Genomic DNA, 22,036 nt, shown 5'->3' with positions numbered 1-22,036 from the left:
AGCAACCGTTGCGCGTCTGATCACACGCGCGGCGCTGTAGGAGCGGCAAAGCACAGGTGCGATGCCATTAAACATGATCGCGCACGACGAAGCGTCGTACTTGCCCGTTTAGTTTCCAATGTCTACATGTCTGTCAACAACGAACTGGAGACTGGCATGATTGCTGTCATCGCAACCTTGAACTTCATTATCAACATAGCCTGGTTCCTGATCATAGCGTCGGCCATCTTCTCCTGGCTCTACGCCTTCAACGTGATCAACGTGAACAACCACGCGATCAACATGATCGGCCGTTCGCTCTATCAGCTGACCGAGCCGCTCTACCGGCCCATCCGCCGCTTCCTGCCGGACATGGGCGGCGTCGATCTCTCGCCGCTCGTCGTCCTGGTGATCCTCTATTTCATCTGGTACTTCCTCAACACGACGGTCGCGTCGGCGGTGATCGGCATATAAGTGCACGCGGCGCTGACGAGCCTTGACGACCATGTCCGCCTGACTGTTCGGCTGACGCCGAACGGCGGTCGCGATGCGATCGACGGCTTCGAAAGCGCTGCCGACGGCGAGGAATACCTCAGGGTTCGCGTCCGCGCCGTGCCGGAAAAGGGCAAAGCGAACCAGGCGCTGATCGCGTTGCTGGCGAAGCAATTCGGCATCGCGAAGACCAGGATCTCGTTCGTCTCCGGCGACACGCAGCGTAAAAAAATCCTCCGGATCGACGCCGATCCGGAGGATGTCATCAAGCGCCTGGCTGCAATCGTCAGCCAGGCAGAATAGACTAATAGATTACTTCTTCGGCTTCGCGCGCTCGACCGCCTCCTTGATCAGTTGCTTGGCGACGCTCACGTCCTTCCAGCCGAAGATCTTCACCCACTTGCCGGGCTCCAGGTCCTTGTAGTGCTCGAAGAAATGCTCGATCTGCTTGAGCGTGATTTCCGGCAGGTCGGTATAGTCATGGACCTTATCGTAGCGCTGGGTGAGATGGCCCGACGGCACGGCGATGATCTTTTCGTCCTGACCGGAATTGTCTTCCATCATCATCACGCCGATCGGGCGAACATTGATGACGCAGCCCGGCACGAGCGGGCGGGTGTTGCAGATCAAAACGTCGATCGGATCGCCGTCGTCGGACAGCGTGTGCGGGACGAAGCCGTAGTTGCCCGGATAGGTCATCGGCGTATAGAGGAAGCGGTCGACGACCAGCGTGCCGGCTTCCTTGTCCATCTCGTACTTGATCGGATGCCCGCCGACCGGAACTTCCACGATTACATTGACATCTTCCGGTGGATTCTTTCCGATGGAAATCGCGTCGATCCGCATGAGTACCTCCAGGGGTCGGTTAAAATTCGCCCCGTCGGATAAAGCGAAACATGCCGCGATGCAACATAACTTTCGTCCGGGACGGGCGGAATTGCTCTACGGCGCCGCGCGTCATCAGACGCGCAAGGACAGTAGCACTTTGAATTGCCGCACTTATCCTTAAATCGGTTACGATTTAGGGAAACATGCATTAGGCGGGCGACACGGCCAAAAATAGGCAGGTGAATGTTTTTCAGCGCAAGGAAGCAACGATGGCGAAGACGCTTCGTTAGTTTGCCATTGCCGCGCTTTTTCCGGCACCGACTTTCGCCAACAACAGCATCTATACCGATGCCAGCCGCCTACCGCGGCAGCGCGGCGAAAAAGGCCGGCGAACCCACCCATTACCTGCCGAAGCGGAGGGACGGCTAAGCAGTCAGTTCCAGACGAAACCAACCTTTTTCAGGTATTTGTCGCCGAAATCTTCCATTCCTTCGGCGATGTCGCTGCCCCCGGCGGTCTGGAAGAAGCTGTAGGCGTGTTCGCTGTCCTCGAGACACCAGACGACAAGGCCTTTGCAGCCAAGCGACCTCAAGAGGCTCTTCGCCTCGCGGAAGAGAACGCGTCCGAGGCCGATGCCCTGATATTCCGGCCGCAGATAGATCTCGTAGATCTCGCCCTCTTGCGGCAGGGCTCTCGCGCGGCTCAAGCCCAGCGTGGCATAGCCGGCGATCGTTCCGGCGACATCGACCACCAGTAAGGTTGCCGGTCCACGCGTTGCCTTGCGCCACCAAATTTCGTCGCGGCGGTTGACCATCTGGATCAGCGGGCGATGCGGAATGATGCCGCCATAGGCCTGAAGCCAGGAAACGCGATGCACCTCCGCAATCGCCGCCGCCTCATGCGGCTCCCCGGGCCTGACCTCGATCGAAACAGTCTTCATGACTTGACTCTAAACACACGACATGGCGAACCGGAATCCCGCCGTGCTGCCGGGCGGCGTTAACCCACAGGCAACTTTAACGGCATCCAAGTGAAGGTTAACGCCTTTTTAACTTTATCCGCAAGCCGCCCGCGATCGGCACGCACAGCAAAAACCCCGGATCGCTCCGGGGTTCCAATTGCGTCGGTCTTTTCGTGGCTTACGCCGCGCCGGCGGTACGGGCCTTTTCGAAGCGCTTGCGCTCGTTCGGATCGAGATACATCTTGCGAAGCCGGATCGACTTCGGGGTGACCTCGACCAGTTCATCGTCCTGGATCCACGACAGCGCCCGGTCGAGCGTCATGCGGATCGGGGGCGTCAGCTTCACCGCCTCGTCTTTGCCGGATGCGCGCATGTTGGTGAGCTTCTTGCCCTTCAGCACGTTCACTTCCAGATCGTTATCACGGGTATGAATGCCGATGATCATGCCGGCATAGACCTTCTCGCCCGCCTCGATGATCATCGGGCCGCGGTCTTCGAGATTGAACATCGCGTAAGCCACGGATTCGCCGGCATCGTTGGAAAGCAAAACACCATTTACCCGGCCACCGATCTCACCCTTGTAAGGCTGGTAGTCGTGGAACAGGCGGTTCATGATCGCGGTGCCGCGCGTGTCGGTCAGAAGCTCGGACTGGTACCCGATGAGGCCGCGGGTCGGCGCGAAGAACACGAGACGCACGCGGTTGCCGCCGGACGGACGGAGCTCGGCCATTTCGGCCTTGCGCTCCGACATCTTCTGGACGACGACGCCGGAATGCTCTTCATCGACATCGATGACCACTTCTTCGATCGGTTCGAGAAGCTGGCCGCTTTCATCCTTGTGCATGACGACGCGCGGACGCGATACGGCAAGCTCAAAGCCTTCACGGCGCATGGTCTCGATCAACACCGCAAGCTGCAGTTCGCCGCGGCCGGACACAAAGAACGAATCCTTCTCGGAGGATTCCTCGATCTTCAGCGCGACGTTGCCTTCGGCTTCCTTGAACAGACGGTCGCGGATCACGCGCGACGTGACCTTGTCGCCCTCGGTGCCGGCAAGCGGCGAATCGTTGACGAGGAAGGACATGGTGACGGTCGGCGGATCGATCGGCTGCGCCTTCAGCGGCTCGGCGACGGCCGGGTCACAGAATGTATCGGCGACTGTGCCCTTGGAAAGGCCGGCGATCGCGACGATGTCACCCGCATGGGCTTCCTCGATCGGCTGGCGCTCGATGCCACGGAAGGCGAGGATCTTGGAAATGCGGCCCGACTCGAGCAGCTTGCCGTCCTGGCCGAGGACCTTGACAGCCTGGTTCGGCTTGATCGAGCCCGAGTGGATGCGGCCGGTGATGATGCGGCCGAGGAAGGGGTTGGCTTCGAGAATCGTGCCGATCATCCGGAACGGCCCTTCGCCAACCGTTGGCTCGGGCACGTGCTCAAGCACGAGGTCGAGCAGCGGCGCCAGACCCTGATCCTGGGGACCTTCCGGCGCGACGTTCATCCAACCGTTGCGTCCCGAGCCGTAAAGAATCGGGAAATCGAGCTGCTCATCGGTGGCATCGAGCGCCGCGAAAAGATCGAACACTTCGTTGATGACCTCCTCGTGGCGGGCGTCGGGACGATCGATCTTGTTGATCGCGACGATCGGACGAAGCCCGACCTTGAGTGCCTTGCCGACGACGAATTTCGTCTGCGGCATGGGGCCTTCGGCAGCGTCGACCAGAACGATGGCACCGTCCACCATCGACAGAATGCGTTCGACTTCACCGCCGAAATCGGCGTGACCGGGCGTGTCGACGATGTTGATGCGAACGCCCTTCCATTCAACCGATGTCGCCTTGGCAAGGATGGTGATGCCGCGTTCTTTTTCCAGCTCGTTGGAATCCATCATGCGCTCGGCGACGCGCTGGTTCTCGCGGAAAGAGCCGGATTGCTTCAGAAGTTCGTCGACGAGCGTGGTCTTCCCATGGTCGACGTGCGCGATGATCGCGATGTTACGAATGCTCATTTTTTGTCTCGGAAAGTTCGAGGGCACGCGCGACAAGGCGGGTACCGCTTTTTCAGTTGCCGCGCTCATACAGGTTTTTTTGCAGGAGCGAAAGGGGGCCGGGACGCAGACCAGCTCTGCACAGAGCTCTGCGGGCTCACGCTGCTGCCGCCGGATCGAGCGTCACGCGCCAGAGTTCCTTGTCCTGCCGATCCATCAGCCGCACGGTCATCTGTTGCGTCCGGCCGCTGATGTCGACGATGCCGAAGAATTGCAAGCCAGCGGACGGCGGCAGGTTGCTGTCGATGCCGCCGCCAGACGCCTTGATGAAGCGAACCTCCGGGCCGAAGGTCATGTCGAGCTCCTTCGGACCGTAGGTGCCGGAGTGCAGGGGGCCGGAAACGAATTCCCAGAAGGGCAGGAATTCCTTGAAGGCCGCGCGGGACGGATCGTAGTGGTGGGCCGCCGTGTAATGCACGTCCGCCGTCAGCCAGACGATGTTCTCGATCGCGTTGTCGCGGATGAACCGGAGCAGGTCGGCGAATTCCGTCTCCCTGCCCATCGGCGCGCCGCTGTCGCCATTGGCGATCGCATCCGACCCGCGCCTCTGCGAATAATCATCCCAGACGACAAGGCCGATCGGCATGTCACAGGCGATGACCTTCCAGGTGGCACGAGATGCCGCGAGCTCCCGCTTCAGCCAGTCCGCCTGCCGCCAGCCGAAGAGGCCGGCATCGCCCTCCCCCTGGTTGGGGCCGCGATAGGAGCGCAGATCGACGAAGAACACGTCCAACAGCGGCCCATAGGCGACCTTACGGAAGATGCGTCCGGGCTGCGTCGGCAAGGTGCGGATCGGTGTCATCTCGTGAAAGGCGCGCGCGGCCCGGGCCGCATAGACCGTCACGTCCTTCTCCGGATAGCGCGGATCGTCGCGAAGGTTGGTCGAGGCCGACCAGTTGTTGAGCACTTCGTGGTCGTCCCATTGATAGAAGGTCGGGCAGACGGCGTTCAGCCCGCGCACGTGTTCGTCGAGCAGATTGTATTTCCACTGGCCGCGATATTCCTCCAGTGTGCGGGCGACATCGCGCTTCTCGGGCGTCACGATCCGGTTTTTCCACATACCGCCGTCCCGGAGCTTGATCTCATCCGGTATAGGATTGTCGGCATAGATCGTGTCGCCCGAATGGATGAGGAAATCCGGCTCGTGCAGACAGATGGTCGAATAGGTCTTCATCCCGACCTCGTCGATGCCCCAGCCCTGACCGGCCGTATCGCCGGACCAGACGAAACGCACCGACCGTCTGCGCAAGGGCGCCGTACGGAACCGCCCGACGACCGGTTCCGAAACACGATTGCCATCGTAGAGATCGGTTGCGGTGAAGCGGTAAAAGATGTCCTGGTCCGGCAGCAGGCTGTCGAGCCGGCATTTGACCGCGCAATCGCTCCGCGGCGTCGCATCGATATCAGGAAGCCGAACGGCGTTCGAGAAGCCTTCCGTGGTCGAATACTCGACCGCCACGCGCGCCGGCCGATCGACGCGCGTCCAGATCATCCCCGACTGCGTATCGACATCGCCGGACTGCACGCCGTGCGGGAATTCCGGCCGCCCATAACCACGGGCGTAGAAGGGAGTGGCAACGCCAGAAGAAGCGGCGAAACCGGCGGCGCCGGCGGAGAAGAGAAAAGAGCGCCTGGTCAGCGTGCTTCGAATGTCGGCCAAATATCCGCCTCCGGTTCCGTGCTTCACGAATCATCGAGTTTGCGAGGGACCTTTGGCGAGCCGCATGTCAGCGGCTTTACAGGGAGATGAAACTATTTGAACGGTTTGGCGACAGTTCTGTGAAGGAGCGGCGATGAGCGAGCGGGGCTAGAGCCTCCGTCACCGCGGCTCGCCCCTTCGCACGCTTCGCCTTATCTGAATGTTGCAGTGGATCGAATTTTCGGGAATGGCAGCCGGTCGCGGCGGGCACTGTAAGCTCCCTAGCCTTGGGAAGGGGCTGGGGGTGTCGCCTCTCCTCATTCCGCTTCAATGTGTGAAATCGTAGTGATCCCGGACGTGGTTGTTGAAGTAGCTGCCGGCGGAATCTGCGTGCACAAGTTCCTCGTAAACGCTCTCCGAGACATCGAGGTAATGGTAAGGCCTGCGATTGCCGACGAACCAAACGCTCAAGGTTCGGTGGCGTGCGTCGTAATTGACGCGCTGGATTGCGGAAGAGTCCAGGATCGCGGACGATTTCAGCATTGGCATTGGCGCCTCCCGATCGAATTCCAGAAGTCGCTGGTAAACTCCTATTATATATCAAATACCCGGACTTATAAACGACGGCCGGCCGCACGCGATGAACGCCCAAGGGACGGCTGCAGCACTTTGAATTGCTGCACGATTTCGCCCATAAATCGGTTCCGATTTAAGGAATCATGCAGCAACGGCTATCCCATTCACGAGGTCTTTCGCCTTGCTCCGATCAAATACCCCCTCTCGCGACCGGCTCGAAACAATCCTTGCCCGCCTGTATGCACGCCGGGACGAAGAACGCGTCTTCATGAAACTCTATGCGGACGCCGCCCGCGCCGAAGCCGACGCCGCCGACCGAAGGCTGAGCGATGGAAAGAGCCTCGGTCCGCTCGACGGCCGGATCGTCTCGATCAAGGACCTCTTCGACGTCGCCGGCGAGCCGACGCTTGCCGGCTCGGTCATTCGCCGGGCGGCAGAACCGGCCACGGCAGATGCAATGATCGTACAGCGGCTGCGCACGGCCGGTGCCGTCATCATCGGCAAGACTCACATGACTGAGTTCGCTTTCACCGCTGTCGGCCTCAACCCGCACTATCCTGCGCCCGGCAATGCGATCGACGCGAGCCTCGTTCCCGGCGGTTCATCGTCCGGCGCGGCCGTCTCGGCGGCGGAGGGCACCAGCGACATCGCCATCGGCTCCGACACCGGCGGATCGGTTCGCATTCCGGCGGCGCTGAACGGCCTCGTCGGCTTCAAGCCGACGGCCCGGCGCGTGCCCCTAAATGGCGCATTTCCGCTCTCCCCAAGCCTCGATTCGATCGGCCCGCTCGCACGAACCGTCGCCAACTGCGCGCTTGCCGACGCGATCATGGCCGGCGAGACACCGAAGCCACTCGCGCCGCTGCCGCTCGATGGCCTGACGCTCGGCATTCCGAAGGGAGCGCTCCTCGAAAATCTGACGCCCGAGATTGCGGAGGCCTTCGAGGGAAGCCTGCAAATCCTCTCGCGTGCCGGCGTAACACTCGTCGACTGCGTGATCGACGATCTCCTCAACCGCTTTGCCGAAGCGACTTCGATCGGCTCGATCGCGGGGATAGAAGGCAGCCGGATCCACCGGGGCTGGCTCGAGGACGAGGATGCGCCGGTCGATAGCCGGGTAAAAGCGACGCTGCGCCGCCGCCTTGCGGTCTCCGACGCGGCGCACGAAAAGCTGCTGCGGACGCGGCAAGATCTCGTTCGCGCCATGGACGAGCGGCTGACGCCCTACGATCTCATCCTGCTGCCGACTACGCCGATTCCCGCCGTCGCCATCGCCTCGGTCGACCAGGACAAAATGGAGTACCGTCGCGTCGAGGATCTGCTGTTGCGCAACACGCAAGTGGCCAACCAGTTCGATCTCACGGCAATCACGCTGCCGATGGCAGGCACAAGGCTGCCGGCGGGTTTGATGCTGGTGGGGCGGAGCGGGACGGACGGAATGCTCCTGGCCGCGAGCGCGTCGGTCGAAGGGTTGCTGCAAGACGGCTGAACGACGCGGCCTAGAGCGCCGTGCGTTCAAATGAACGCACAAAGGACGCTCTAGCACTTTGGTCCTGGAGCATCTTATCCGCTTTCGGTGATCCCACCTGAAAGCGGGATGTTCTAGCCTCAATGCATCGTCTGGGACATCCAACCCTCGTCGAGGATCCTAAATGCATCTTCGAGCGCGGCAACCAGGATATCAGTGAGTTCGTCACCGTCATTGCTCATAAGGAACAGGGCCACGGTCGCATCCTCAGGGTCGCTATAGTGCTCGATATCGTTGGACATCGCATCGTCCTTTCTTCGCCGCGTTACATTCCGGCAGTTGATGCGATGGTTAGGCGCGCCGACTTGTGCAGAGCTTGAGGCAAAATCGCCGGCCGCGGTCTTTCAACAGCGCGACGGCGATCTCCCAGCCAGCCTTTTCGCTCGCGCTTACCTTCCAAGCACGATAGAGGATCACCGAAGTTCGATGCCGGATGTGAGAATGGCGAAGAAGACGAAGCTGGACAATGCACACTATCTGCAGCGGCTCAGGTCCGAATTCCCTGACGTCCATGGCGCTTTTGTTGCCGGCAAGATCCCATCCTTGCGCAAAGCCCTCGCGATCGCCGGGATAAAACCGGAGCGCACCCGGCTGGACAAGCTCAAGAACTCCTGGAGGAAGGCGACTGGCACCGAGCGCGATGCCTTTCTGACCTGGCTCGCGGCTACCGGCGCCCCATCGGCAACGGCGGCACTGGCCTTCACTCCCACGCCGTCTGCGCGTGCCGCGGAGGCTCCTATCGCAAGCGGCCGCTATCTGCTCCCCTCCACAATCGCCGAGATCGAAGCGATCATGTTCCGACGCCGGTTGAAGCTGGACGACGTGATGCACGAAATCGGGTTCCCACCCCACGACCGCTCCCTCGCCCATGCGCTTGCCCGTGGCGCAAGCCTCAGATTGACGATGATCGCGGCGTTGGAGATATGGCTGCGCGCGAACGCACGAGGGTAAGGGCTGCAGGCTTGATCTTTCGGACGAAGGAGTGGCTTTCTCCTCGGAGATTTGACGGGTTGGGAGCTGAGTGTTGAAAGAAATGAGCTTCGAAAACCTGCTTGGCATTGACGTCGGATACTCGCTGTCGCGACCGACCACCGGAATCGCGTGGAGCGTCGGCGAGGATCTCGGTGCTGCGAGGACGTACACCGACTGGGAACGCCGAAAGAGTCACATTCCCGCGTCGACGACATTCGCCGTTATCGCGATCGACGGACCCTTGACGCCGCCCGACGCTCCCGATGATCTCGACCGCTTGTGCGAGCGGCTCTTTATCCGCGGCGCCTTCCATGCGCGTTGCAAGCCGGGGCTCAGCCACCACGGCTATGGTCGAAACCTTCGAAAAGCTGCCGCAGAGACAGCCGCGCAGATCAGGCATCTTGCAGCTGCGCGCATGCTCGGCAAATCCGTCGTTCCCGGCACCGCGATCATCGAGGCTTTTCCCAACGCCTTTCTCGGCGTTCTTCTCGAGGATCAGCGTTTTGCCATGTCCAGGGCGGCGAAGCGCAAGAAATTCGACTGGCTGTACGACCACGCCGTAGAATGCGGCGTCCTCGAAAACCTCCTTCGGTCCATCGGCTGGAGCAACGAGGTTCTGCTTCGGAAGGTCACAGCCGAGCGGGATCACGAAAAGCGCGCAGCGTGGATCTGCCTCCTGACGGCGGCATGCGCCTTAGTCGGCAAATCGGAAGTCGTTGGGGATGACAAAGGAGGCTGGTTCTGGCTACCGCCTCCCGAGCTCTGGGCGTGTTGGGCAAGGCAGGCTTTGGCGGAGAATAGGGCGGCGATGTCGGCGGGTGGCGCGATCACTGGCGAGGTGTGATTTACTGGCGGAGAGGGTCTGCCATCAAGTCCCCGCGCAAGTGTCTCGGCTATCGCACGGCCGCCGAGGTCTTTATGGCGCATTTGCGCGGATGCGGGTAATGCCCTGCTCTCCACACGTCCGTGTTGCATCTGGACTCGATTTTCCAGAACGGAAACAAACTACGATCATCGTCGGGCTCTTAGGTCAGCGCGGCAAGGATCAGCGCCGCATAGGTGAGCTGGTGCATCAATTGGTCGGCGCCGTGCATGGCCCAGTAGGCCCGGGTCGTCGCATCGGCGCGGCTATGCCGCGACAGCAATGCCTTGCCGTAGTCTATGAGATAATGAGCCAGGAATTCCGCGAGCACGAGAATCGCGACGCGCGTCATGCCAGCGCTGGCGAGCATCAGCGCCGGCACGGTTCCGAGCGCGTGCCCGCCCGCATGCACATAGCCGCCGATCATGCGGAAATTGCCCTTGCCGCGCAGGATCCAGGCTGGCTGCAGCACATAGTCAACGACAAAGTGCTTGAGTTGCAGGCAAGCGAGCATCGCCACCGTCGTAATCGCCATTTCCATCGCTTCCTCCCGCGGACCGAACTTTTGGCTGGTCAATCGTATGTACGCCAACGGGCCTGGCCTTGCCGCGCACCGTCGCAAGCCCGAGCGGTCTCGTTGCCGGCTCTGTCCCGAGCTCGCGCATGGTCGCGTCGCTGAGCACGATTTCGACGCCGCGCTCCTTGGCCACATTCACCAGTCGGCTCGCGAGATTGACCGTGTCGCCGATGGCGGTGTAGCTCAGCCGCTCGGCGGAACCGATATTGCCAATCAGCGCCGTGCCGCTGTTGATGCCGATGCGTACGCGGATCGCATTCTCGCCGGCCGCGATTGGCGGGTCGTCATGCATTGCCGTCCGGATCGCGACAGCCGTGCGGCAGGCGCGGGCGGCATGATCCGCCTGCTTGCCCGGCGCGTTCCAGATCGCCATAACGGCATCCCCGATGAACTTGTCGACCGTGCCGCCCTCCGCATGGACAGCGGCAACCGCAATCGTCAGGAAGCGCGTCAGATGCGGCTCCACGCCGGGTCCGAGCCTCTCGGTCAGCTCGGTGAAACCGGGCAGGTCGGCGAACATCACCGTCACTTCGCAGAGCTCGCCACCGGGTTTCGGCTCGATGCCACCTTCGACCAGCGGTCGCACGACGTCGAGCGGCATGTAGCGGGCGAAGGCTGAAAGTCCGGCCGCCATCCGCTTCAACGCCTGCGACAAATCATTGAGCTCGGCGAGGAAGGTCGGATGATGGCGGATGCTCTCCAGCGAGAAGCGCTCGACCGCACGCAATTGCTCTGCCAGTCGGGCGAGCGGACGGGCGAAGAGAAAATTTGCAAAGCCGACGGCAGTTGCTGCGGCAAGCGCGGCGATGGCGACCACGACTGCCGCTATACGCTGGATATTCTTGTCGATGCCGCTTGCAAAGGTTGAGCGGGGGGTGGCGGTGACAAGACGCCAGTTCTCGAACGGCAGGCGCGACGACGACACGAAGACGGGCCCGAGCAAAGCGTTTGGCACGACGACGCGGAAGGCATCGACCTTATTGGCCGCGACAGCCTCGGCGGCGGCCGTCGCCACGGCATCGGCGGCCGGAAAGTCGGAAAAATGCGCCGCCATAACGCCGTCGGAGGGTTGCGATGTCGCAAGGACGCGCCCGCGGCTGTCGAGAACGAATGCTTTGCCGAGCGCCGGCAGTTCAAGCGCCTGCAACGCCTCAGAGAGGCGCCGGAGGCTCACGGCCACCATCACCACGCCGGTAAACTTTCCGAAGCTCACGACGCGCTTCGATAGCACCATGGCGGGCTCGAAACCGTTCGGCAGCACATTGGTGACCACCCAGACAGGCTCTCCGGTTTCCTTGCCCAATCGATACCACGGGGCGCCGAGTGCCACATAGGCGCTCTCCGCCTTGATGCGCTCCTCGAAAAAGATGTCGCCCGGGATCGGTCTGTACAGATCGCGCCGCAACGGACGGAGTTCGCCAGCTTCAGCGGCGCCGATCTCGACCATCTCGATGCGGCCGTCGGCGGTCGCATGCGATCCGAAAAAGCGCCCATCCGGAAAACCGAAGCCGATCCAGTCGATCGCCGGCTGCTCGCGCAGCAGCGACAGGAACAGGAACTCGCGCTTGACCTCGTCATTGGCGCTGATCGCACCTTGGAAGAAGATGGAGCGGACAACTTCGGCGGTGCTCGTCACGAGCGACAACGTCCGGGATAGGTCGTTCCTGACGGATCCCGCCGTCTGGGCATCGAGACTCGCGACGATCTCCTCGATGTTCTCGCCGGCTGCACGCTGCCAGATGAGATGGATCAGCGCGGCAGTGGAGAGCACCGCTAGCATGAGGATAACGATGATGACCTGGGCGAGCTTCGGGCGATACATCGCTAGGCCTCATGGTGACCGGTAATCAGCCGCGCGGCGCGATCGTTGCGGGCATATGCGACGGCCCAGTCGAGAAAGACGACGAGGCGGTTGCGGAAGCCGACGAGGAACCAGAGATGGGCGAAGTTCCAGACGAGCCATGCCGGATAGCCGGAGAGCCTGGTCTTGCCGAAATCCGCGACCGCTGCCTTGCGGCCGATAGTCGCGAGATTGCCGTAGTCACGATAGCGGAACGGCGCCGGGTGCCGTCCCGCCATGTCGCCGAGAATGGCGTAGGCTGCATAACGCCCCATCTGCTTGGCTGCCGGCGCCACGCCCGGTACAGGACGTCCGGCCGCATCGGTGACCGAGGCCGTGTCACCGATGACGAATATTTCGTCGTGCCCTGGTGGATTGAGGCGCTCGTCGACGATGACTCGTCCGGCGCGGTCGGCCGCCGCACCGATCCACTTGGCGGCGCGCGAAGCCATGACGCCCGCGGCCCAGAGAATGCAGGCGGAGCCGATTTCAGTTCCGTCGACCAGCCGTACACCGCTGTCATCACAGCCGGCGACGGCATTGCCGAGCACGACCTCGACGCCAAGCTTTTCGAGTTGTCTCTGGGCCTTTCTCGAAAGGCAAGGCGGCATCGCCGGCAATATCCGCTCACCCGCCTCGACGAGCACGACCCGGGCGGAGGATGAATCGATGCGCCGGAAATCGTGAACGATCGTCCTTCGGGAGAGCTCGGCGATCGCGCCGGCGAGCTCGACGCCGGTCGGCCCGCCGCCGACAACGACGAAGGTCAACAGCCTCTGACGCAAACGGGGATCATCGGTCACCTCCGCCCGTTCGAAGGCGGAGAGGATGCGGGCGCGGATCGCCGTCGCATCCGTGATTGTCTTGAGGCCCGGGGCGTGGTCCGCCCAGATGTCGTTGCCGAAATAAGTGTGGCGGGCGCCGGTCGCGACGATCAGATAATCATATGGGATGCGCCGGCTGCCAGTCACGACGCATCCAGCGGCGGTATCGACCGCCTCGACCTTGTCCATCAGGACCGTGGCATTCGACTGCCGCGAAAGAATGCGGCGGATCGGCATGGCGATCTGCGCCGGCGAGAGCCCCGCGGTCGCTACCTGGTAAAGGAGAGGCTGGAACAGGTGATAGTTTCGCCGGTCGATGACGGTGACTTCGACCGGCGCGCGGCGAAGCGTCATCGCCGCGTTCAGGCCGCCGAAGCCCGCACCGAGAATGACCACACGCGGCCGGTGCTTTGCCTGGTCCGTGCCGGTCGCAATTTCGCCCGGCACGGAGCCGCTCTGAACAGGCGTCACTGACATCACTCAGCCTCCGGCACGGATGCGTCGGGCGACCAGATGATCGACTGAAAACACGCCGGCGCCTCGCGAAAGAATGAGCATGAGCAGGCTCGTCCACATCAGATGCTCGACCCAATGATCCGGGTAGACGAAGATCTGGATGGTCGCGACGACGCCGAGCAGCATCAGCGAGGCGAGCCGCGCGAGCAGTCCCAATCCGAGCATCGCCGCGCCACTGAGTTCCGCCGCCGTCGCCATGAGGGCGGCCAGCCCGGGATCGAGCAGCGGCAAGCGATATTCGAAGGCGAACAGCTGGAGCGTGACCGGCCATGAGGCGAGCTTCGTCTGGGCGGACTGCCAGAATACCTCTGCGACCGCCACGCGCGATGCAAACTGCACGATCGATAGCGGCAGGGCGGTCGTCCACTCCACGACAGTGTCGTGAAGCCTGTATATCGTTCTGGAAATGCTGATCGGTGTTGCGCGCATTGTGGTCATGACACTCTCTCCTGCTGGTTGGAAGACTCCTTCGTGCGATGGATGCCGGTGACGAGCTCGCTGACGAAAAGGCCTGTCACCGCTCGTGCGATATCGAACTCAGGCGAGTGGCGGCAGGCGCGGGCAACCGCAGCCTCGAGTCCCTTGCCCCGCCTCAACACATGCCAAAACGCAAACTCCGCGGCGTCGAGGCGCAGGAAGCGAACGGTGTCATCATGTCTCCAGAGCGCGATGCGCTCCGGTTCGCGGTTGAGGTCCGCGAGTCTGTCGGGTTCGCCTCCATGCTGATGCGCCGCCCATATGCTGAGGGCGGGCCAACGGCAAAGAACAAGTCGCAGCGAAGGCTGCAAGAAAAGCACGAAGGACCCACTCGAAAGCCGCTCATAGAGTTCGATGAGTGTACTTGGCCGCTCCAACGGGGCGTCGAGCGCTTCGGCGATCTTCCACTCGAGGCGCGCGACCTCAGAGACGAAGGGCATATCGGCGGTTCCCTCGAAGTTCGCGAGAAATGGCGCAAATCCTGCACCGTACCGCGAAAGGCGCGGCTCTCGTGGCGGGCTGCTCCGGGTGAAGCGGCCGGCGACATAACTGAAGTAGCGTTCATCGAGCAGCCGCACCGTCACGGGAAAGACGGCCTTCAAGGTCGTGGTGAGCGAGACCAGTGTATTGTTGCGGTAGATGTTGAACCGCCTTGCGGGATCGAAACGACCCCGTGCCAGAAGCGGCAGGATATCTGCCGGCCCGGTCGTCAGAACCGCACGCGCGACGACACTCTGCAGCGTTTCAATGGAAGACATGGCCGTTCCTCCTGCAATGATCCGATGCGCACTTGCCGCAAGCGGCTTTGACTGCCGCTGTTGCGGCGAGCGCCGGGAAAAGGATGCCAGTTGTGCCGTCGCGGCCGGGCAACCTCATGGTCTCGAAACGGCCGTCTGGCACAGTAACCGGCGGCTCCTCGAGGCGTTCGTCGAAGGCGATCCGACGGGCGAGCATGTCGGCCCACATCGCTTCGCCCAACAGGACCTCGAGCGGCGGCACATCCGTGTCCCATTCGATGAGTGTCGGCCGAGGGCCGATCCTGCGGAGCGCGTGGGCATAGAGCGACCAGACGGCCGGCGGCACACGAGACCCATGGTCGTCGATGAGAATGACGTCGCCGTCGATTTCATTGACCGCGTGGCCGGCAAGGTGAATTTCACCGATCGCGTCGGCAGGCAGGGCGTCGATGAAGGCCAGTGCATCGAAATCGAGGTTGCTTGCTGAGACATGGACGTTGTTGACGTCCAGCAACAAGCCGCAACCGGTCCGGTTGACGAGCTCGCTCAGGAATTCGGCCTCGGTCATGCTCGATTCAGCGAAGGCGAGATAGGCGGAGAGGTTTTCGATGAACACCTGGCGCTTGAGCGTGTCCTGCAGCCGGCCGACGTTCGCGGAAACGATGGCAAGTGCCTCATCGTCATAACGGAGCGGCAGAAGGTCGTTGAGGTAGGCGCCATCGGCGACGCTCCACGCAAGGTGTTCGGAGACGATCGCTGGCTGAAAGCGTTGGCAGACGAGGCGCAGCCGCTCCAGATGCGCTCGGTCGAGACCTGAGGCGCTGCCGAGCGACAGTCCGACGCCGTGCACCGAAAGCGGATAAACCTCGCGCAGCTTCTCGAGCGCATCCACGGCCGCTGATTGGCCCATGTAGTTTTCGGCATGGACTTCGAGCCAACCCGCAGCAGGCCTGCGGGAAAGCATCTCGGCAATGTGTATGGAACGGAGGCCGATGCCCGCAGCGCACGGCATCGGGTGGGTTGGAAACGTCTTGGGCATCGGTCTACTCCCTTTTTGCTTGCTGTCGCGGGGCCGTCAGGCCTTCGGGGCGTTGCTGCCGCCGGCGATCTTTCCGCAGGTGCCGGCAGGCACGTAGATCCAGGCGTCGACCTGGTCGTCCATCGTTGACGTGCCCGCGCAGGAATGGGTTGCCGTCTGGCAGTCGTTCTGCCCGGCCTTGACGATGCCGTAGCACTTCTCGAACGAGAAGTCGGGCTGGGCGGCCGGCCCCGCCGAAGCCGTGGAAGCCGAGACGGAGGCGATCGCCGCAAGCGCGGAACTGATGAGCGTACGAGTGTTGATCATTGAACATCTCCTGGATCTGACATTGTTCAGACCGCACATCGGCCTGATGCTGAGAAGCTTCGCAGACCGCTCGCGCTGTTTGAAATGCTGTTCAGGCATGGTTTCGATAGGCCGAACTATCCGTCAGCGATGGGCGCACCCAGGACGAAAAAAAGCCCCCGGGAGGGGGCAAGACTGCCATCGGGAGGGAAGATGGCAACGAGGGCTTGCGCGCACTCCGTGGCGACGCGCTGCGATTGGTCGGGAAGCGTCGAACGCCCTACATCACGATGATTTGGTTTAGAGCGGGATGTGGGCGGAAAACCGCTTCACATTTTTCCTCATCCCGCTCTAGAGATAACGCGTACTGATATCGACGCTCGAACGCTTCCCTATCGCGTCGTAGTTCGCCATCAGCCAGTCCTCCGCGCACTGTCGACCGCGGTCACGGAGGTCTACGAGGGCTCCCCACTCGGCATTGAGTTTGCTTGAGACGCTGAGGTTTCTCATCGTCTCATCGTCGGAGATGCCGTGTACGAAGACACGTTTGAGGCCAAGTGAATTGCCGGCCTCGGAATCGATCAGGTGCGTCACGAAGGCGATTGCCCGCATCTCCCTCAACAATGACGAGTTGAAGCTTATTTCGTTGATCCTGTTCAGGATTTCCGCCGCAGTGCGCGGCAGTTCCGTTCGCTCCAGCGGATTGATGTGTACCACCAGCACGTCCGGCGTGTCGCAGCCGTAGATCAGCGGGAAAATGGCAGGGTTTCCCATGTAGCCTCCGTCCCAATAGGCCTCGCCGTCGATCTCGACGGCTTGAAACAGGAACGGCAGGCAGGCCGAGGCCATTACGGCGTCGATCGAGATCTCGTCATTGGAAAACACCTTGACCTTGCCGGAGCGCACGTTGGTCGCGCAGATGTTGAGCTTCACGGGACAGCGGGACATGCGGATCGCATCGAGGTCGATCGATTGCTCCAGAACCTGGCGCAGCGGATTGTAGTTCAACGGGTTGAACTGATAGGGCGAGAGCAGCCGTGTCACCATGTCGAAAATGACGAAGGCCGGCGAAAACTCCAATGATTTCGACCCCGTTACACGGTCAAGCACACTCGGCTGCAGCGGACTGAAGGCTGCCGCATGGCTGATGCGGCGCCAGAAATTGGCGAGCGCCTTCTGCGCGCCGCTGCGGCCGCCTTCCGCAAGCCCATAGGCCAGGACCGCGGCGTTCATCGCGCCGGCACTGGTCGCAACGATGCCGTCGAAGGAGAGGTTCACCTCGTCGAGCAGCCGGTCGAGCACGCCCCAGGTGAATGCGCCGTGCGCACCCCCGCCCTGAAGCGCGAGGTTTATCGTTCGCGGCGGGCGCATGTCGGGCTCGGAGCGCCGCACCGCGTGTTCGGATTCCGGCGGGCCCACTTGGATGTGCTTGTTCATGGCTCTGCTCCTCTCGATCAATGGGCTGTCCACCCGCCATCCACGGGAATGGCCGCGCCGGTGATCGAAGCGGCCGCGCTGCTGCACAGGAAGACGCTGAGCGCCCCCATTTCCTCGACTGTCGCGAAGCGCTTGGTCGGCTGGTTCTTCAGGAACACGTCGCGGATAACCGCGTCGCGCGCGATCCCGTGCGACTTTGCCTGTCCGTCGATCTGCGCCTCCACCAGCGGCGTCCAGACATAGCCCGGGCAGATCGCATTGGCCGTAATGCCGAATTCCGCGCCTTCGAGCGCCACAACCTTGGTGAGTCCGACGAGCCCATGCTTGGCGGCCACGTAAGCGGACTTGTAGGGCGAGGCGACGAGACCATGAGCTGAGGCGACGTTGATGACGCGTCCGTAGCCGCGAGCGCACATCTGCCCGTAGGTCGCCTGAACGAGGTGAAACGCAGCAGAAAGATTGATCCCAAGGATCGCGTCCCATTTCGCCGTCGGGAACTCAGAGATCGGTGCAACATGCTGTATGCCGGCATTGTTGACGACGATGTCGACCTGCCCGAAGCGGGCGCCGGCGCGCTCGACCATCATTCGGATCGCCTCCGGACTCGACATATCGGCGCTGTCATAGGCGACATCGACGTCGTTCTCCTCCGTCATCTCGGCCCGCTGCCGCTCGATTTCCGCCGGATCGCCAAAGCCGTTGAGCATCACTGCCGCGCCCGCTTTGGCAAGCGCCTGGGCGATGCCGAGACCAATGCCGCTGGTGGAACCGGTGACGATGGCGCTGCGCCCCTCGAGCGCCCTGCGCCCGAACATCGCGTCGATTTCAGCCTCGGTACTTTTGAACATGTCCGCGTCTCCTCACGTTTGGGCCGGAGGGCCTCTTCCGGGACGAGAATGGCGCTGTATTCATTTCAACTGAAATGCCACTGTGCTATGAATTCGATAGGTGAATTGCATTGGTGAAAGCGGCGCCTGCATTGGAGAGTGGCCGCCTGGACACGAAAACCCTGCGGGGGCGGTTATGGACATTCACCACGTTCGGTATTTCCTGGCCGTTTGCGAGACGCGAAATTTCACGCGTGCGGCCGAAAAGTGCAACGTCACCCAGCCGGCGTTGAGCCGTGCCGTCCAGCAACTCGAAGATGAAGTCGGCGGGCTCCTGTTTCGGCGGGAACGGAACCTGACCCACATCACGGATCTCGGAAACCTGCTGAGACCGCGGTTTCAGTCGATTCTCGACGAGCTCTCGGGCGTCAGACAGGAAGCGTCACGCTTTCTCTGCCTGGAAGATGCGCATGTGAAGGTCGGCATCATGTGCACGATCGGACCGCGTCGGTTTACCGGCCTGCTCACCGACTTCAACATGCGCCATCGCGGCGTTCAACTTCAGCTCGTCGAAGGTGTGCCGTCCAAGCTTTCAGAACTGCTTGGGGAAGGAGAGATAGATGTCGCCATCATGGCGAGCAGCGACCGCTTCCCCGAACGCTTCGACGTGACCCCGCTGTTTCGTGAAAGGTTCATGCTCGCCTTTCCTCCGGGTCACCGTCTCTGTCAATACGACGCGGTTCCCATTACCGCCATCGATGGCGAGATCTATCTCAGACGCGTGAACTGCGAATACTGGGATTATCTGACGGAGTTGTGCGAGTCCTCTGGCGTGAAGACCCAGATCTCCTATTCCAGCGAGCGGGAGGACTGGATACAAAACATGGTGGCGGGCGGGCTCGGCATCTGCTTCATTCCCGAATACAGCGCCGTCATTCCAGGCTTGCAGGTCCGGCCTGTGGTCGAACCGGAGGTCACGCGGGAGGTTTGCCTCGTGACTGTCGCGGGCCGGCGGTTCTCGCCGGCTGTCGCCACCTTCGTTGGAGCAGTCAAATCCTACGGCTGGGCCGCACCACATTCCGGTATAGACATGCGCCGATCGGCCGACGCTACTCCTCTCCCGCAATAGCTCTGAGCTATGGAATTCAAAAGCAGGCGGCATTTCTTTGTCGGCCGAATGTCCCGCAATCTCCTTGTGCCGCCGGAATATCTCCGGCCGGACCGACCAAGGAGAACCGGACATGATTCAGAAACCCATCGCAGGCCGTCTATCGTTGGCCGCCGCTGCGGCGCTCGGACTCTTCGCAAGCACACTCGCCGCGCCATTGGCTATGGCCGGGGAATGCCCCAAGGACCAGATCGCAGCAAATGCCATGGCGCCCGGCGCCACGGCGCCTGAAGGCGTGACCGATGAAGTCCTCGCGTCGATCGATCTTTCCTCGAAGGGAAGCGCGTGGGAAGGGAATGCGCTGCGGCTGCGCAAGCTGGTCGTCCAGCCAGGCGGCATCGTGCCGTGGCATTCGCACGACGCGCGTCCCGCCAACATTCTGGTAGTGGAAGGCACGATCACGGAATACCGCAGCAGCTGCAAGGTCCCGATCGAGCACAAGGCGGGCGAAGTCACTGCGGAATTCGGCGAGCTCGCCCATTGGTGGAAGAACAACGGCTCAAAGCCGGCTGTGCTCTACTCGGCCGATATCCTGCCGCCGATGCAGGCTGACGACCACGCCATGTGAGCCGCAAAGCGATAGCACCGTAACATCACGGACGTTTCCGGCCGCTGGCGGGAAACGTCCATATTTTGGGAGGATACGCGATGGCTAACCTCGATCGTGCCTCGCTGCCGGCGTCCGCGTCCGTTCTGGCAAACCCCGCAGCCGATCGCTGGCATTTCGGAATCATTGCGCTCATCGCATTCCTGACCCTCGTCGATCTCTTCGCCGCCCAGGCGATCCTGCCATCGCTGCAGCGGGAGTTCGGGGTCAGCCGCGCTACAATGGGCTTCGCGGTCAATGCCAGCACCTTCGGCATGGCGGCCGCTGGGCTTGCCGTCGGCATCTTCGGGCGCAACCTGGACCGGCGAAGCGGCATCTGGATCAGTCTCGCAGTGCTCGCCGTGCCGACCGTGTTGCTCTCGACGACCCGGGACATCGCGATCTTCACCGGCCTGCGCGTGGCGCAGGGCCTGTGCATGGCGACCGCCTTCACACTCACCATGGCCTATCTGGCGGAGCATTTCCCGGCCGAGCGGGCGACGGGCGCGCTTGCGGCCTATGTGACCGGCAACGTCGCGAGCAACCTCTTCGGCCGCATTCTCTCGGCGGCCGTTGCCGACCTCGGCGGATTGTCCATCAACTTCCAGACTTTCGCGCTACTCAATCTGGCGGGAGCGGCCCTCGTCTGGACGACGTTGAAACGGACGGAACGCATGATGCCGGACCGACTGAGGCGACGCAGGAGCGGGAACTGGCGCTTGGTGCTCGGCAATCGACGCCTGCAGAGCGTGCTCGCCATCGGCTTCCTGATCCTCTTCGTCTTCATAGGGACATACACCTATGTCAACTTCCGGCTCGTCGAGCTCGGGCTATCGCCGATGCAGCTCGGCCTGGTCTATTTCGTATTCCTGCCATCTTTGTTCACGACGCCGCTCGGCGGGTATATCTCGCGTCGTCTCGGCGCCGGAGCCGGCATTGTGCTCACGCTCTTTTGCGCTGCGCTGGGGCTCATCGCTCTTTTGAGCAGCAGCCTCGCCATTGTGCTCGCGGGCCTCGCCGTGGTCGCGGTCGGCACCTTTCTCGCGCAAGCGCTCGCGACCAGTCAGGTCGGCCGCATCGCCGACACGGAGAAGGCGGCAGCAAGCGGCGCCTATCTCGCCTCTTACTACACGGGTGGGCTCTTGGGCAGCCTGGTGATCGGCCAGATCTACGATCGTTTCGGATGGAACACTTCAGTCCTGGTGCTCGTCGCGATGCTTGTTTTCGCCATGCTCTTTGCCGTACCGCTGCGCGCCATGAAGTCCAGTTATCGAAATGGACAAGAGACGGCATTATCAAATGGCAGCGGCCAGCCGCATCCTTGAATAAGCCCATTCGGGGCTAGAGAGAGGAGCTTTGAAATGACGAAGATCAACAATGCAATGCTGTCGGCGGCCTTGATCACCGCAACCACGGTGTTGGGTCAAGTGTCGACAGCAGAGGCCGCAGATAGCAACGGCATCGTCACGGTCAAGAGCCGCTATTCGGTCAGCGAGACGGTGAACCGCATCAAGGGCAGCGTCGAGGAAAAGGGCATCACCCTCTTCGGCATCATCGATCAGGCCAATCTCGGCAACGCCGCCGGCAACGAGGTGCGTCCGTCGCGCCTGGTGATGTTCGGCAATCCGGCACTCGGCACGACTTTCATCACCGCCAATCCCCTCGCCGGACTCGACTGGCCCGTCCGGGTCCTCGTCTATCAGGCGAAAGACGGATCCGTATACGCCGCCTACACCGACTTCGGCTGGATTGCAAAGCGCCATCGAATTTCGAGCCGAGACCGCGAATTCGCCATGGCGTCGCAGGTGATCGAAGCGGTCACAGCAACCGTCAAAGAGTAGA

The 22,036-nt window shown here is 62.0% G+C and carries 24 protein-coding genes; 9 read left to right on the top strand and 15 right to left on the bottom strand.

From position 1 onward, the window contains the following. Window positions 1-156 precede the first annotated feature (156 nt). Window positions 157-453, top strand: coding sequence for a YggT family protein (locus ILFOPFJJ_RS01435; RefSeq protein WP_136505441.1), 297 nt, complete (start codon window positions 157-159; stop codon window positions 451-453). Beyond that, window positions 454-774, top strand: coding sequence for a DUF167 domain-containing protein (locus tag ILFOPFJJ_RS01430; RefSeq protein ID WP_173508803.1), 321 nt, complete (start codon window positions 454-456; stop codon window positions 772-774). Between the two features lie 9 nt (window positions 775-783). Here ILFOPFJJ_RS01430 and ppa read toward each other — a convergent pair whose 3' ends face one another. The 5 genes from ppa to ILFOPFJJ_RS01405 all read right to left on the bottom strand — a co-directional run bounded on the left by ppa (window position 784) and on the right by ILFOPFJJ_RS01405 (window position 6,492). Then, a complete protein-coding gene (gene ppa / locus ILFOPFJJ_RS01425; RefSeq protein ID WP_173508802.1) occupies window positions 784-1,317 on the bottom strand; it encodes an inorganic diphosphatase in 534 nt (177 codons plus the stop codon). A gap of 415 nt (window positions 1,318-1,732) precedes the next feature. After that, window positions 1,733-2,239, bottom strand: a complete 507-nt coding sequence (locus ILFOPFJJ_RS01420; RefSeq protein WP_173508801.1) for a GNAT family N-acetyltransferase — start codon at window positions 2,237-2,239, stop codon at window positions 1,733-1,735. Between the two features lie 199 nt (window positions 2,240-2,438). Beyond that, window positions 2,439-4,265, bottom strand: coding sequence for a translational GTPase TypA (typA, locus tag ILFOPFJJ_RS01415; RefSeq protein WP_173508800.1), 1,827 nt, complete (start codon window positions 4,263-4,265; stop codon window positions 2,439-2,441). Window positions 4,266-4,401: 136 nt separating this feature from the next. Then, window positions 4,402-5,964 carry an alkaline phosphatase D family protein gene (locus tag ILFOPFJJ_RS01410; RefSeq protein WP_173508799.1) on the bottom strand — a complete coding sequence of 521 codons (1,563 nt, stop codon included), beginning with the start codon at window positions 5,962-5,964 and terminating at the stop codon, window positions 4,402-4,404. A gap of 306 nt (window positions 5,965-6,270) precedes the next feature. Beyond that, window positions 6,271-6,492, bottom strand: coding sequence for a KTSC domain-containing protein (locus tag ILFOPFJJ_RS01405; RefSeq protein ID WP_173508798.1), 222 nt, complete (start codon window positions 6,490-6,492; stop codon window positions 6,271-6,273). A gap of 208 nt (window positions 6,493-6,700) precedes the next feature. Here ILFOPFJJ_RS01405 and ILFOPFJJ_RS01400 point away from each other — a divergent pair, with 208 nt between their 5' ends. Next, window positions 6,701-8,008 carry an amidase gene (locus tag ILFOPFJJ_RS01400; RefSeq protein ID WP_173508797.1) on the top strand — a complete coding sequence of 436 codons (1,308 nt, stop codon included), beginning with the start codon at window positions 6,701-6,703 and terminating at the stop codon, window positions 8,006-8,008. Window positions 8,009-8,127: 119 nt separating this feature from the next. On the opposite strand, the gene ILFOPFJJ_RS01395 is transcribed toward ILFOPFJJ_RS01400, so the two are convergent. Then, window positions 8,128-8,289: a hypothetical protein gene (locus tag ILFOPFJJ_RS01395; protein ID WP_173508796.1), complete on the bottom strand. Its 162-nt coding sequence runs from the start codon at window positions 8,287-8,289 to the stop codon at window positions 8,128-8,130. 199 nt (window positions 8,290-8,488) lie between these two features. Here ILFOPFJJ_RS01395 and ILFOPFJJ_RS01390 point away from each other — a divergent pair, with 199 nt between their 5' ends. After that, window positions 8,489-8,998, top strand: coding sequence for a hypothetical protein (locus ILFOPFJJ_RS01390; protein WP_173508795.1), 510 nt, complete (start codon window positions 8,489-8,491; stop codon window positions 8,996-8,998). Window positions 8,999-9,080: 82 nt separating this feature from the next. Further along, on the top strand, window positions 9,081-9,863 hold the full coding sequence (locus ILFOPFJJ_RS01385; RefSeq protein ID WP_173510120.1) for a DUF429 domain-containing protein: 783 nt from the start codon (window positions 9,081-9,083) through the stop codon (window positions 9,861-9,863). Between the two features lie 181 nt (window positions 9,864-10,044). On the opposite strand, the gene ILFOPFJJ_RS01380 is transcribed toward ILFOPFJJ_RS01385, so the two are convergent. The 9 genes from ILFOPFJJ_RS01380 to ILFOPFJJ_RS01340 form a co-directional block, all read right to left on the bottom strand. Beyond that, window positions 10,045-10,422 carry a DUF3307 domain-containing protein gene (locus ILFOPFJJ_RS01380; RefSeq protein ID WP_173508794.1) on the bottom strand — a complete coding sequence of 126 codons (378 nt, stop codon included), beginning with the start codon at window positions 10,420-10,422 and terminating at the stop codon, window positions 10,045-10,047. After that, window positions 10,358-12,280, bottom strand: a complete 1,923-nt coding sequence (locus ILFOPFJJ_RS01375; protein WP_173508793.1) for an adenylate/guanylate cyclase domain-containing protein — start codon at window positions 12,278-12,280, stop codon at window positions 10,358-10,360. The genes ILFOPFJJ_RS01380 and ILFOPFJJ_RS01375 overlap by 65 nt, the downstream gene beginning before the upstream one ends. Before the next feature lie 2 nt (window positions 12,281-12,282). After that, complete coding sequence (locus ILFOPFJJ_RS01370) at window positions 12,283-13,599, bottom strand: NAD(P)/FAD-dependent oxidoreductase (protein WP_173508792.1); 1,317 nt, start codon at window positions 13,597-13,599, stop codon at window positions 12,283-12,285. A gap of 3 nt (window positions 13,600-13,602) precedes the next feature. Beyond that, complete coding sequence (locus tag ILFOPFJJ_RS01365) at window positions 13,603-14,076, bottom strand: DoxX family protein (protein ID WP_173508791.1); 474 nt, start codon at window positions 14,074-14,076, stop codon at window positions 13,603-13,605. Next, complete coding sequence (locus tag ILFOPFJJ_RS01360; RefSeq protein WP_173508790.1) at window positions 14,073-14,873, bottom strand: HvfC/BufC family peptide modification chaperone; 801 nt, start codon at window positions 14,871-14,873, stop codon at window positions 14,073-14,075. Before ILFOPFJJ_RS01360 ends, ILFOPFJJ_RS01365 begins: the two co-directional genes overlap by 4 nt. Continuing rightward, a complete protein-coding gene (bufB, locus tag ILFOPFJJ_RS01355; protein WP_173508789.1) occupies window positions 14,860-15,891 on the bottom strand; it encodes an MNIO family bufferin maturase in 1,032 nt (343 codons plus the stop codon). The genes ILFOPFJJ_RS01360 and bufB overlap by 14 nt, the downstream gene beginning before the upstream one ends. 36 nt (window positions 15,892-15,927) lie before the next feature. After that, window positions 15,928-16,197 (bottom strand): BufA1 family periplasmic bufferin-type metallophore, encoded by a 270-nt coding sequence (locus ILFOPFJJ_RS01350; RefSeq protein WP_173508788.1) that lies wholly within the window; start codon window positions 16,195-16,197, stop codon window positions 15,928-15,930. Window positions 16,198-16,527: 330 nt separating this feature from the next. Beyond that, window positions 16,528-17,613, bottom strand: a complete 1,086-nt coding sequence (locus ILFOPFJJ_RS01345; RefSeq protein WP_173508787.1) for a patatin-like phospholipase family protein — start codon at window positions 17,611-17,613, stop codon at window positions 16,528-16,530. A gap of 17 nt (window positions 17,614-17,630) precedes the next feature. Further along, complete coding sequence (locus ILFOPFJJ_RS01340; RefSeq protein WP_173508786.1) at window positions 17,631-18,461, bottom strand: 3-hydroxybutyrate dehydrogenase; 831 nt, start codon at window positions 18,459-18,461, stop codon at window positions 17,631-17,633. Between the two features lie 175 nt (window positions 18,462-18,636). Here ILFOPFJJ_RS01340 and ILFOPFJJ_RS01335 point away from each other — a divergent pair, with 175 nt between their 5' ends. The 4 genes from ILFOPFJJ_RS01335 (at window position 18,637) to ILFOPFJJ_RS01320 (ending at window position 22,035) form a co-directional block, all read left to right on the top strand. After that, the gene (locus ILFOPFJJ_RS01335) at window positions 18,637-19,569 is read left to right on the top strand and encodes a LysR family transcriptional regulator (protein ID WP_173508785.1); all 933 of its coding nucleotides are present in this window, start codon (window positions 18,637-18,639) and stop codon (window positions 19,567-19,569) included. Window positions 19,570-19,681: 112 nt separating this feature from the next. Next, window positions 19,682-20,176, top strand: coding sequence for a cupin domain-containing protein (locus ILFOPFJJ_RS01330; RefSeq protein WP_173508784.1), 495 nt, complete (start codon window positions 19,682-19,684; stop codon window positions 20,174-20,176). A gap of 80 nt (window positions 20,177-20,256) precedes the next feature. After that, entirely contained in the window at window positions 20,257-21,519 is a 1,263-nt protein-coding gene (locus tag ILFOPFJJ_RS01325) for an MFS transporter (protein WP_173508783.1), read from the top strand. 36 nt (window positions 21,520-21,555) lie between these two features. Then, window positions 21,556-22,035, top strand: coding sequence for a DUF302 domain-containing protein (locus tag ILFOPFJJ_RS01320; protein ID WP_173508782.1), 480 nt, complete (start codon window positions 21,556-21,558; stop codon window positions 22,033-22,035). Window position 22,036: the final 1 nt, after the last annotated feature.

The sequence above is a fragment of the Sinorhizobium psoraleae genome, assembly GCF_013283645.1.
In the GTDB taxonomy this organism is placed as follows: domain Bacteria; phylum Pseudomonadota; class Alphaproteobacteria; order Rhizobiales; family Rhizobiaceae; genus Sinorhizobium; species Sinorhizobium psoraleae.
Note: the sequence above shows the minus strand (reverse complement) of the source record. Positions and strands in the feature narration are given on the sequence as shown.